Genomic DNA, 11,919 nt, shown 5'->3' on the forward strand with positions numbered 1-11,919 from the left:
CGCTATCCCGAAAGAGGAGAAGAGATGTCCAAGAACACGTTCCGGCTGATGGCCGGTGCCGCCACGGTTGGCGCCATGGGCCTGCTGGCCGCCGCGCCGGCGTTTGCCGCCAAGGATGCGGTGATGGCCGTGTATTCCACGTTCACCACGCTGGACCCGTATGACGCCAACGACACGCTGTCGCAGGCCGCCACCAAGTCGTTCTACCAGGGCCTGTTCGGCTTCGACAAGGACATGAAGCTGGTGAACGTGCTGGCCGAGAGCTACGACGTCAGCAAGGACGGCCTGGTCTACACGTTCAAGCTCAAGAAGAACATCAAGTTCCACGACGGCACCACGTTCGATGCCACCGCCGTCAAGGCCAACCTGGACCGCGTGACCGATCCGGCCAACAAGCTCAAGCGCTACACGCTGTTCAACCGCGTGGCCAAGACCGAGGTGGTGGACCCGTACACCGCCCGCGTCACGCTCAAGGAACAGTTCTCGCCGTTCATCAACGTGCTGGCCCACCCGTCGGCCGTGATGATCAGCCCCACGGCGCTCAAGAAGTACGGCAAGGAAATCGCCTTCCACCCGGTGGGCACGGGCCCCTTCGAATTCGTCGAGTGGAAGCAGACCGACTACCTGAAGGGCAAGAAGTTTGCCGGCTACTGGAAGACCGGCTACCCGAAGATCGACACGATCACCTGGAAGCCGGTGGTGGACAACAACACCCGCTCGGCCGTGATGCAGACCGGCGAGGCTGACTTCGCGTTCAGCATCCCGTTCGAGCAGGCCGCCGTGCTGAAGGCCAGCCCGAAGGTGGACCTGGTGGACGCGCCGTCGATCATCCAGCGCTACCTGTCGCTGAACACGATGGTCAAGCCGTTCAACGACCCGAAGGTGCGCCAGGCCATCAACTACGCGATCAACAAGGAAGCGCTGGTCAAGGTGGCGTTTGCCGGCCATGCCGTGCCGGCCGAAGGCGTGGTGCCGCCGGGCGTGGACTACGCCGAGAAGCTGGGCCCGTGGCCGTACAACCCGGCCAAGGCGCGCGAGCTGCTGAAGGAAGCCGGCTACCCGAACGGCTTCGAGACCACGCTGTGGTCGGCCTACAACCACACGACGGCCCAGAAGCTCATCCAGTTCGTGCAGCAGCAACTGCAGCAGGTGGGCATCAAGGCCCAGGTGCAGGCCCTGGAAGCCGGCCAGCGCGTGGAGCGCGTGGAATCGGTGCAGAAGCCCGAGGAAGCCGGCGTGCGCATGTACTACGTGGGCTGGTCGTCGTCGACCGGTGAGTCGGACTGGGCGCTGCGTCCGCTGCTGGCATCGGAATCGATGCCGCCGAAGCTGCTGAACACGGCGTACTACAAGAACGACCAGGTCGACGCCGACATCGCCGGCGCCTTGCGCACCACCGACCGCGCCGAGAAGGCCCGCCTGTACAAGGACGCCCAGGAACGCATCTGGAAGGACGCCCCGTGGGCCTTCCTGGTGACCGAAAAGGTCCTGTACGCCCGCGCCAAGCGCCTGACCGGCGCCTACGTGATGCCCGACGGCTCGTTCAACTTCGACGAGATCGACATCAAGCAGTAAGCAGTTGGTTTTCCCCTCTGCCGCCTGGCGGAAGCGGGGCCGGGGGACGGGCGGGCGATGCGGCTTGCGACTTGTCGCGGCTGGCGCAGCCGGCCCTCACCCCCAACCTTTCCCCCGCTGGCGGGGGAGGGGCGCAGCAAAGGCAGTGGCCTTGAAACGAAGTGGTAGCAGTCGCGGTACGCAGTACGCATAACAAGCTGTTCATAAAGCGGTAAGCCGTAAGCCGCCTGCCCGTGTAGGCGGGGTGAAAGGGCGGGCGGCCTTCGGTCTCAATTTCTGGTTTTCTGGTGTCAGGATGCTGAATTACTTCCTCAAACGATTTCTGGGCGTCATACCGACAATGCTGATCGTGGCAGTGTTGGTGTTTCTGTTCGTCCACCTGCTGCCCGGCGATCCGGCGCGGCTGGCCGCGGGCCCGGAAGCCGATCAGGCGACCGTCGAGCTGGTGCGCAAGGACCTGGGGCTCGACAAGCCGATGCACGAGCAGTTCGTGCGCTTTTTCACGAACGCGCTGCGCGGGGAGTTCGGCACGTCGCTGCGCACCAAGCGTCCGGTGGCCGACGAGATCGGCGAGCGCTTCCTGCCCACGCTGTACCTGACGCTGACGTCCATGGTCTGGGCCGTGGTCTTCGGCATGGCCATCGGCATCAGCTCGGCCGTCTGGCGCAACCGCTGGCCGGACCGCCTGGGCATGACGCTGGCCGTCTCGGGCATCTCGTTCCCGGCCTTCGCGCTCGGCATGCTGCTGATGGAGATCTTCTCGGTGCAGCTCGGCTGGCTGCCGTCGATTGGCGCCGATAGCTGGAAGCACTACATCCTGCCCTCGCTGACGCTGGGCGCCGCCGTGGCCGCCGTGATGGCGCGGTTCACGCGGGCGTCGTTCATCGAGGTGCTGCAGGAGGATTTCGTGCGTACCGCCCGCGCCAAGGGCGTGCGCGAGACCGTGGTGGTCATCAAGCACACGCTGCGCAACGCGATGATTCCCGTGGTCACCATGATGGGCCTGCAGTTCGGCTTCCTGCTGGGCGGGTCGATCCTGGTGGAGATGGTCTTCAACTGGCCCGGCCTGGGCCGGCTGCTGGTGGACGCCGTGGAGATGCGCGACTACCCGGTCATCCAGGCCGAGGTGCTGCTGTTCTCGCTCGAATTCATCCTGATCAACCTGGTGGTGGACCTGCTGTACACCGTGATCAACCCCACCATCCGCTACAAGTAAGGAGGCCGACATGACCGAGCTTTCCACGTCCGCCCCCGCCGCCCAGGCCGCCGCGCCCGAGGCCGTCCGCACGCCCTGGACCGAGTTCTGGCGCAAGTTCCGCAAGCAGCACCTGGCGCTGGCCGCCGGTGTGTTCGTGCTGCTGCTGGTGGTGATCGCCATCCTGTCGCCGCACATCGTGCCGTACGACCCCGAGAACTTTTTCGACTACGACGCGCTGAACGCGGGTCCGTCGGCCGCCCACTGGATGGGGGTCGATTCGCTGGGCCGCGACATCTTCAGCCGCATCCTGGCCGGCACGCGCATCTCGCTGGCCGCCGGCGTGTTCTCCGTGATCATCGGCGCCATCATCGGCACGCTGCTGGGCCTGCTGGCCGGCTACTACGAAGGCTGGTGGGACCGCATCGTCACGCGCATCTGCGACGTGCTGTTCGCGTTCCCGGGCATCCTGCTGGCCATCGCCATCGTGGCAATCCTGGGCAACGGCATGTTCAACGTGGTCTGCGCCGTGGCCGTGTTCAGCGTGCCCGCGTTTGCCCGGCTGGTGCGCGGCAACACGCTGATGCTCAAGCGCCTGACCTACGTGGAGGCCGCGCGCAGCATTGGCGCGTCGGACTGGACCATCCTGATGCGGCACATCCTGCCGGGCACGGTATCGTCGATCGTGGTCTATTTCTCGATGCGGATCGGCACGTCGATCATCACCGCCGCCGGCCTGTCGTTCATCGGCCTGGGCGCCCAGCCGCCCACGCCCGAGTGGGGCGCGATGCTGAGCCAGGCGCGCGCCGACATGGTCACCGCGCCGCACGTGGCAATCTTCCCGAGCCTGGCGATCTTCCTGACCGTGCTGGCGTTCAACCTGCTCGGCGACGGCCTGCGCGACGCGCTGGACCCGAAGATCGACCGCCGCTGATCGCATGGCCAACGCTCCCATCGTCGGCAAGCTGCCGGCGGGCCCGCGCAACGCCATCACCGACGTGGCCGGCGTGACCGTCGGCCACTGCACGCTGGCCGACGGCGCCTGCCAGACCGGCGTGACCGTGATCCGGCCGCATCCGGGCAACGTCTACGTGGACAAGGTGCCGGCCGCCGCCACCGTGTTCAACGGCTTCGGCAAGAGCATCGGGCTGGTGCAGGTGGACGAACTCGGCGTGATCGAGACGCCCATCGCGCTGGGCAACACGTTCGCGGTTGGCGCGCTGGCGCAGGCCCAGATCCGCGCCGCGATTGCCGACAACCCCGAGATCGGCCGCGGCTGGCCGACCGTCAATCCGCTGGTGTTCGAGTGCAACGACGGCTACCTGAACGACATCCAGGCGATGGCGGTGCAGGGCGCCCACTACGACGCGGCGCTGGCGGCGGCCGGCCCGGACGTGCCGCAGGGCGCGGTGGGGGCCGGGCGCGGCATGTCGTCGTTCGGCGCCAAGGGCGGCATCGGCACGGCGTCGCGCGTGGCTGGCGGGTATACGGTCGGCGCGCTGGTGCTGTCGAACTTCGGCTCGCCCGATTCGCTGATCCTGGCCGGCCGTGCGCTTGGCGCCGCGCTCGACGCCCGGCTGAAACAGCCGCCCGAGCCCGAGAAGGGCTCGATCATCCTGATCGTCGCCACCGACGCGCCGCTGGACGCGCGCCAGTTGCGCCGGCTGTCGATGCGCGCGGGCACCGGGCTGGCGCGTACCGGGTCGGTCTACGGGCACGGCTCGGGCGACATCGCGCTGGCATTCTCCACGGCCTACACCGTTCCGCACCTGGCCAGCGCGCCAATGCCGGCCGTGCCGATGGTCCACGAATCGGCGCTCGACCCGTTGTTCCGGGCGGCCGCCGACAGCGTCGAACAGGCCATCGTGCACGCGCTGTGGCACGCCGAGACCGTCCACGGCCGTGACGGCCATACCCGCCGCGCGCTGCGCGAGCTGCTGCCAGACCTGCTGCAAGGCTTTACCGCATGAAGATCCTGATTTCCGTCGATATCGAAGGCGTGGCCGGTGTGTTCCACGCCGAGCAGACGCGCGCCGGCAACGGCGAATACGAACGCGCCCGCGCGTGGATGACCGGCGAGGCCAACGCGGCCGTGCAGGGCGCCTTTGCCGGCGGCGCCACCGAGGTGCTGGTCAACGACTCGCACGGCGGCTTCCGCAACCTGCTGCCGGACCAGATCGACCCGCGCGCCCAGCTGGTGCTGGGCAAGCCGCGCTACCTGAGCATGGTGGCCGGCGTGGAGCAGGACTGCGACGGCCTGTTCATGATCGGCTACCACGGCCGGGCCCAGAGCCGCGGCGTGCTGGCGCATACGATCAACAGCGGCGCGTTTGCGCGGGTCTGGTTCAACGGGCTGGAACTGGGCGAGGCCGGCATCTACGCCGCGCTGGCCGGCGAGTTCGACGTGCCCGTGCTGATGGCCAGCGGCGACGACGTCTTCGTCGCCGAAACCCGCCCGCTGATGCCGTGGGTGCGCTACGTGCAGACCAAGACGGCCGGCGGGCAGGGCAGCGGCACGTCGCTGTCGCCCCAGGCCGCCCGCGACGCCATCGCCCACGCGGCCGAAGCGGTCACGCGGCAGGCCATCTCGCGGCCCGAGGCGCGCTGCTTCGAGTTGTCCGGCCCAGTCACCTGCCGCCTCCAGACGCAGACCACGGCCCACGCCGACCTGTTCTGCCAGTGGCCAACGTTCGAGCGCGTCGACGGCGTCACGCTCACCTTCACCGCGCCCACCGTCCAGGCCGCCGTCCGCATGCTGAACTGCTGCTCGGCGATGTCGTTCATGCTGAAGTAGCCCGCCCAGCGTTCTGTGGCGGTTTGCTCCCCTCTCCCGCCCGGCGGGAGAGGGGCCGGGGGAGAGGGCGGGCGGTGCAAACTGCCACACGTCGGCAAGCAGAGCCTCGACACCCTCACCCCCAACCCCTCTCCCGCGCGCGGGAGAGGGGAGTCCCGACAGCGGCGACTTGCAGGCTGCCAGCCGATCAGTGGGACAATGGCGTCCGTTTTCCCACTGGTATCGCTCATGACCGTACCGCCGCCCGGGCGCTGGATGCCTGTTCGCAAGGATTTTGTCGATCCGACGGCTACGCGCTGCCATGCGCGCAGTGCCCGCGGCGGGCGCCATCACGGCTTTCCGGAAGGGCAGGCGTGGATCCTGCGCGGGCCTGACGGCCACGAGTATCCGTTCGGCGACGCATGCGCCCGGGCCGTGCTGGCCGTGCCGGGCGAGCTGGACACGGTGCCCGACTACACCGAGCGCGACGCGGTCAAGCGGGTCGATGCCGCCATCGACGCCGCGTTCGCCAGCCAGCCGCGCCGCAAGCCGACGCCCGCCGAACTGGCGCTGGAGCGCCGCAACGCCGCCACGCGCTACGTCGTGCTGCGCATGGAGAAGGTGGCTGGCGTGCCGCGCGTGCAGCCGACGGTGCGGTTTCCGGCGCTGGAAGACCTGTACCAGCAGATCGTGGCCGGCCAGCCGCTGGCGCCGGCGCAGGTGCAGCGCGTGCTGGCAATCGAGCGCAGCCCGGCCACGCCGCCCAAGCTCAAGGCGCTGAACCTGCTCGATGTCTACACGGCCCACGTGAAGCTGGAATGGCTGATTGCCGCCGCCAGCCGCGAGGACCGTATCCGCTTCCTGCGCAGCCTGCACGACTGGCTGGCGCGGCACCTGGTGCTGTCCGCCGCGCAGATCGAGGCGGCCGGCATCGTCATGCATCCCCACGCGTTCCGCTCGGCCTGGCCGGCCGCTGGCGCCGGCGAACTGTTCTGAGGCGCTGGCGCTCGCGCCGTCCTACGTGCCGCTTTCCTCGATCAGCCACTGCCGGAACGCCCGCGCGGCCGCCGGCTCGGCGCGGTCGCGTGGCCACGCCACGTAGTAGCCGCCGCCCAGCGACGCACTGGCGTCGCACGCGCGCACCAGCAGGCCGGCCGCCAGGCACCGGTCGATCATGTAGCGCCATCCCAGCACGATGCCCTGGCCCTCGATGGCCATCTGCACCAGCACCGGATAGGTATTGGCCACCAGCTCGCGCTCGAAACGGGTCTCGCGCAGGCCGTTGCGCGCGAACCAGGCCGGCCACGACATCCAGATGCGCTGGGCGTCTTCCAGCACCAGCAGCGACTCGCGCGGCAGGTCGGCCACCGACAGCGTGCGGCCATTGAGGTACGACGGCGCGCAGACCGGGAACACTTCCTCGTCATAGAGCCGCTGCGCGGCGATGCCGCTGGGCGCGCCCTCGCGCAGGTAGTAGATGCCGACGTCGAAATCGGTACCCGACAGCGACGCCAGGCTGTCGTTGACCAGCAGCCGCACGTGGAAGTCCGGATGCCGCGCGCGGAACGCGGCCAGGCGCGGCGTCAGCCACAGCACGGCCACGCCCGACGAACAGGCCACGGTCAGCTCGACCTGGCCCTTGCGCTTCATCACGTCCTCGGTGGCTTCGGCACAGCGCACCAGCAGCCGCTGCACCTGCTCGGCGTATTGCTGGCCGCTCACGGTCAGCCGCAACGCGCGCGGCTCGCGGATAAACAGCTTCTTGCCAAGGAATCGTTCGAGCTGCGCGACCTGCCGGCTGATGGCGCTCTGCGTCAGATGCAGCTCGGCCGCGGCCTTGGTGAAACTGCCGTGCCGCATCGCCGATTCGAACGCGACAAGACAGGGCAACGGGGGCAGGGGGGTGATGCGCATGGGGGCGTCAGGCAGTGGCAGCGGTAGTGCCATGATAGACGCAAGGGGTGTGCCAGAGGGGCGACGTTTTTGGCTCCCCTCTCCCGCGAAGTGGGAGAGGGGCTGGGGGTGAGGGCAAGGCGGTTCCGATGCGGCTTGTCCCGGTTAGAACCGCTGGCCCTCACCCCCGACCCCTCTCCCGCAGGCGGGAGAGGGGAGCAAACCGGCGGGCTGCGAAATTCGCTTACCGCTCCCCGTAAACCTTCCCCGCCTGCATCACCATCGTGATGCGGGCGTCGGGGCCGGCCAGTACGCCGATGTCGGTCAGCGGGTTGCCGTCGACGAGCAGCACGTCGGCCATGGCGCCGGCCTGGATCACGCCCAGTTCGCCTTCGCGCTGCAGGATCTCGGCGGCGATCGAGGTGGCGGAGCGCAGCGCTTCGGCGTTGCCCAGCAGTTCGGCGCGGATCAGGAATTCCTCGGACTGGTACTGGTGCATCTCGCCCAGCAGGTCGGAGCCGAAGCCCATCGGCACGCCGGCCTCGGCGTAGATGGCCAGCGAGTCGCGGCCGGCCTGGCGCACGGTCTCGATCTTGGCTACCGAGTCGGCCGGCAGGCCCAGGCGGGCGCCGTCGCGGGCCAGCGCGTCGTAGGTGATCAGCGTGGGCACCACGTAGGCGCCGTGCTCGCGCATCACGCGCGCGGCTTCTGCATCGACGAGGTTGCCGTGCTCGATGGTCCGCACGCCGCAGCGCACGGCGCGGGCGATGGCGCGGCCCGTGTAGGCGTGGGCCATCACGTAGGTCTGCGCGGCCTCGGCCTCGGCCACGATGGCGCGGATCTCGTCCTCGCTGTACTGGGTGTGGCCGATCGGGTCGGTCGGCGACGCCACGCCGCCAGACGCCATGATCTTGATCTGCGTGGCGCCTTTCTGGATCTCCTCGCGCACGGCCAGCCGCACGGCGTCCACGCCGTCCACCACGCGGGCGATGGCGCCGGCGCGGAACGCGCACGAGCACGGCTCCAGCGTGTCCGAACGGGGCCGGAAGTCGCCGTGGCCGCCGGTCTGGGACAGCGCCTTGCCCGACGGGAAGATGCGCGGCCCGGGAATCAGCCCCGTGGCCACGGCCTGGGACAGGCCCCAGTCGGCGCCGCCGGCGTCACGCACGGTGGTGAAGCCGCGCTCCAGCATGCCGCGCATGATCGGCATGGCGCGGAAGGCCACCAGCACGTTCGGCTGCACCGCGTTCAGGCCAAGGTTGGCCAGCGACGCCAGCACGTGCACGTGCAGGTCGATCAGGCCCGGCATCACGGTCTTGCCGGTCGCGTCGATGGTGCGGGCCTGCGGCGCGTGGATCGGCGTGGCGCTGACGTCGACGATGCGGTCGCCGTCGATCAGCACGTCATGGCGCGGCAGCAGCGCGCCGCGCACGGGGTCTAGGACGTTGCCGCCCTGGAGCAGGATCTGGGTCATCTGGACTTCGCGGTTACTTCGATTGCAGGTAGGCCGGCTCGCGCACCAGGCGCGTGCCGCAGAAGCTGATGGCGGCCGCGATCATCACGTAGATGGCCGGTGCCATGGTGCTGCCGGTGCTGGCGATCAGCCACGTGATGAAGAACGAGGCAAAGCCGCCGAAGATCGTCACGGCCAGGTTGTAGGCCACGGACAGGCCGGTGGACAGCACCTTGGCCGGGAACAGCTCGGCAAACGCGGCCAGGATGGGGCCCGTGTAGGCGGCAATCAGCACGCCGAACACGATCTGGAACACCAGCAGCGACGCCAGGCCCGGCGCGTGGTTGATGTAGGCGAACATGGGCCACGCCAGCACGAAGATCAGCGCGGCGGCGCCCGACAGCAGCCCGCGCCGGCCGATGCGGTCGGCCATCATGCCCACGATGGGCGCGAACACCATGATCGCCAGGCCGCCGGCCATGCCGGCCACGAAGCCGGTGGACTGCGGCACCTTGAGCACCTTCACGGCGTAGGTCGGCATGTAGAACAGCAGCACGTAGGTGCAGACCGTCCACAGGATCACCATCGAGAAGCTGGCGGCGGTCTGGCGCGGGTAGTCGCGCAGCACCTCGGTCAGCGGCGAATCGGTCTTGTCGGTGGTGGCCTGGAACGTCGGCGTCTCGTCGAGGTTGTTGCGGATGTAGAACCCCACCGGGCCGATGATCATGCCGATCAGGAACGGCAGGCGCCAGCCCCAGCTATTGAGCGCCTCGGGGCTCAGCGTCGAGGTGACGAACGTGCCCACGGCGGCACCCAGCAGCACGGCCACGCCGATGCTGGCCTGGATCCAGCTCGAATAGTAGGCGCGCTGCGTCTCCGGGGCGTACTCGGTCAGGAAGGCGGTGGCGCCGCCCATCTCGCCGCCGGCGGAGAAGCCCTGCATCAGCCGGGCCACCACGATCAGCAGCGGCGCGAACAGGCCGATCTGGTCATACGTGGGCGCGATGCCGATCAGCGTGGTGCCGGCCGCCATCAGCAGGATGGTCAGCGACAGCGCGGCCTTGCGGCCCACGCGGTCGGCGTAGACGCCCAGGATGATGCCGCCCACGGGGCGCATGAAGAAGCCCACGCCGAACGTGGCCACGGCCAGCAGCAGCGATGACAGGTCGTTCCCGGTGGGGAAGAAAAGTTTGGCGATGATCACGGCAAAGAAGCTGTACACCGTGAAGTCGAACCATTCGAGGCCGTTGCCGATCACCGTGGCGATGATGGCGCGGCGGCGTTGACTGGCCCCGATGGGGGGCACCGTCTCCGCATAGGCGGGGGCGCTGGCTTGCATGTCTCTCTCTCCCTGTTTGGCAGAACGCTGGGAAGCCTGTTCTTGTTTCAGGCTCTGGCCGATGGTAGGGGTGCCGTGCCGGGCGCGAGAAACGATATCTGCGCATGGTCGCATGACGCCAGCGCATGGCTGGCCCGCGCCGCCGCTGGAACTAGTCCGCGCCGTTGATGCGCCCCAGCGCGCCCGTCACGCCGTACGCGCACAGCGTTTCCAGCTGCGCGGCCACGGTGTCGACAAAGACCGGCGACTGCGCAAGGTCGCCAAACACCGGCGCAAAGCCGGCGATGATCCGCACGCGCGCCTGTTCGCGTGTGCGGGGATCGAACAGTTTTTCGGTCTCGCGCGCGGCGCGGGCCATCGCGTCGGCCAGCGCCGGGGCCAGCGGGTCTTCGATCGGGAAGGCGTTGCCGGCTTCGTCGTAGCCGCGCAGGAAGTGCAGCCACGCGGCCACGCCCAGCGCCAGGCGCGGAAACGGCTGGCCGGCGGCCAGGCGGTCGCGGATCGGCGCCAGCAGCCGCTGCGGAATCTTCTGCGAGCCATCCATGGCGATCTGGCGCGTGCGATGACCCAGCGCCGGGTTGGTAAAGCGTGGCAGCAGGCTGGCGCGGTAGGCGTCCACGTCGAGCCCGGGCAGCGGCGGCAGCGTGGGCTGGGTCTCGCGCGCCATGGTGTCGGCGATGAACGTGTGCACGGCCGGCTGGGCGATCACGCGGTCGGTGGTGGGCCAGCCGGCCAGCACGCCCATGTAGGCCATCATCGACTGGCTGCCGTTGACCAGCCGGTGTTTGAGCACCTCGAACGGCCGCGCCTCGGCCACGAACTGCGCGCCGCCGGCTTCCCACTGCGGACGGCCGGCCGCAAAGCGGTCCTCGATCACCCACTGGAAGAACGGCTCGCCGACCACGGGCCAGGCGTCGTACAGGCCCATCGCGCCGGAGACCTGCGCGACGTCGTCGGGGGTGGTGCGCGGCACGATGCGATCCACCATCGTGTTCGGAAACGTGCAGCGCGCGGCCACCCAGTCGTGCAGCGCCGGGTCCAGCTGCGCGCAGAAGGCCAGCAGCACGCGGCGCAGCGTGTCGCCATTGGCGGCCAGGTTGTCGCACGACAGCAGCGTCACGGGCCCCAGCCCGCGTTCCATCCGCCGCGCCAGCCCGCGCGCCAGGTAGCCGATGGCAGTGACCGGATGGGTACCGCCGGACAGGTCCTCGACGATGCCACGGTCCTGGCGGTTCAGCTCGCCGGTGGCCGGGTCGTGGCAGTAGCCTTTCTCGGTGACGGTCAGGCTGACGATGTGGGTGTCGCGATGCGCGATACGGTCCAGCACGACCTCGGGGTCTTCCTCGGCCACCAGCACGTCCAGCACGGCGCCCACCACCTGCAGCGTCTGCGCCGTGGCGCTGCGCAGCGCCAGCGTATACAGGCCGTCCTGCGGCTTGAGCGCGTCGCGCGTGTCGGGCCGGCGCAGCGACACGCCCACGATGCCCCAGCGCAGACCGTCCTCGCCGGCCGCCTCGATGGCTGCCTCGGTGATCTCGGCCTGGTGGCCGCGATGGAACGCGCCGATGCCCAGGTGGACGATGCCGGCGCGCAGCCGGTCACGCGGATAGCCGGGGCGGCGCACGGCGGCCGGCAGGGCCGCGAGCCGGCCCGGGTGCAGGCGCGGCAACTGTTCGATATCGCTCATCACG

General features: G+C 69.2%; 10 protein-coding genes. 6 read left to right on the forward strand and 4 right to left on the reverse strand.

Features of this window, described 5'->3' with window-relative positions; all coding sequences use genetic code 11:
- Nucleotides 1-24 precede the first annotated feature (24 nt).
- The 6 genes from gsiB (at nucleotide 25) to QTN24_RS08685 (ending at nucleotide 6,539) form a co-directional block, all read left to right on the forward strand.
- Nucleotides 25-1,575 (forward strand): glutathione ABC transporter substrate-binding protein GsiB, encoded by a 1,551-nt coding sequence (gsiB, locus tag QTN24_RS08660; protein ID WP_124684116.1) that lies wholly within the window; start codon nucleotides 25-27, stop codon nucleotides 1,573-1,575.
- Between the two features lie 295 nt (nucleotides 1,576-1,870).
- Nucleotides 1,871-2,791, forward strand: coding sequence for a glutathione ABC transporter permease GsiC (gsiC, locus tag QTN24_RS08665; protein ID WP_124684117.1), 921 nt, complete (start codon nucleotides 1,871-1,873; stop codon nucleotides 2,789-2,791).
- A 10-nt stretch (nucleotides 2,792-2,801) separates the two neighbouring features.
- Nucleotides 2,802-3,704 carry a glutathione ABC transporter permease GsiD gene (gsiD, locus tag QTN24_RS08670; RefSeq protein ID WP_124684118.1) on the forward strand — a complete coding sequence of 301 codons (903 nt, stop codon included), beginning with the start codon at nucleotides 2,802-2,804 and terminating at the stop codon, nucleotides 3,702-3,704.
- Between the two features lie 4 nt (nucleotides 3,705-3,708).
- Entirely contained in the window at nucleotides 3,709-4,740 is a 1,032-nt protein-coding gene (locus tag QTN24_RS08675; RefSeq protein WP_313836487.1) for a P1 family peptidase, read from the forward strand.
- The gene (locus tag QTN24_RS08680; RefSeq protein ID WP_313836488.1) at nucleotides 4,737-5,564 is read left to right on the forward strand and encodes a M55 family metallopeptidase; all 828 of its coding nucleotides are present in this window, start codon (nucleotides 4,737-4,739) and stop codon (nucleotides 5,562-5,564) included. The genes QTN24_RS08675 and QTN24_RS08680 overlap by 4 nt, the downstream gene beginning before the upstream one ends.
- A 228-nt stretch (nucleotides 5,565-5,792) precedes the next feature.
- The gene (locus QTN24_RS08685; protein WP_313836490.1) at nucleotides 5,793-6,539 is read left to right on the forward strand and encodes a hypothetical protein; all 747 of its coding nucleotides are present in this window, start codon (nucleotides 5,793-5,795) and stop codon (nucleotides 6,537-6,539) included.
- Nucleotides 6,540-6,560: 21 nt separating this feature from the next.
- Here QTN24_RS08685 and QTN24_RS08690 read toward each other — a convergent pair whose 3' ends face one another.
- The 4 genes from QTN24_RS08690 to QTN24_RS08705 all read right to left on the reverse strand — a co-directional run bounded on the left by QTN24_RS08690 (nucleotide 6,561) and on the right by QTN24_RS08705 (nucleotide 11,915).
- On the reverse strand, nucleotides 6,561-7,457 hold the full coding sequence (locus QTN24_RS08690; protein ID WP_124684122.1) for a LysR substrate-binding domain-containing protein: 897 nt from the start codon (nucleotides 7,455-7,457) through the stop codon (nucleotides 6,561-6,563).
- A gap of 223 nt (nucleotides 7,458-7,680) precedes the next feature.
- Nucleotides 7,681-8,910 carry a metal-dependent hydrolase family protein gene (locus QTN24_RS08695; RefSeq protein ID WP_124684123.1) on the reverse strand — a complete coding sequence of 410 codons (1,230 nt, stop codon included), beginning with the start codon at nucleotides 8,908-8,910 and terminating at the stop codon, nucleotides 7,681-7,683.
- Nucleotides 8,911-8,923: 13 nt separating this feature from the next.
- On the reverse strand, nucleotides 8,924-10,228 hold the full coding sequence (locus tag QTN24_RS08700; RefSeq protein ID WP_124684124.1) for an MFS transporter: 1,305 nt from the start codon (nucleotides 10,226-10,228) through the stop codon (nucleotides 8,924-8,926).
- Between the two features lie 151 nt (nucleotides 10,229-10,379).
- Nucleotides 10,380-11,915 carry a mannitol dehydrogenase family protein gene (locus QTN24_RS08705; RefSeq protein ID WP_313836494.1) on the reverse strand — a complete coding sequence of 512 codons (1,536 nt, stop codon included), beginning with the start codon at nucleotides 11,913-11,915 and terminating at the stop codon, nucleotides 10,380-10,382.
- Nucleotides 11,916-11,919: the final 4 nt, after the last annotated feature.

It is taken from the genome of Cupriavidus sp. SZY C1, assembly GCF_032190535.1.
GTDB classification, from domain to species: domain Bacteria; phylum Pseudomonadota; class Gammaproteobacteria; order Burkholderiales; family Burkholderiaceae; genus Cupriavidus; species Cupriavidus pauculus_C.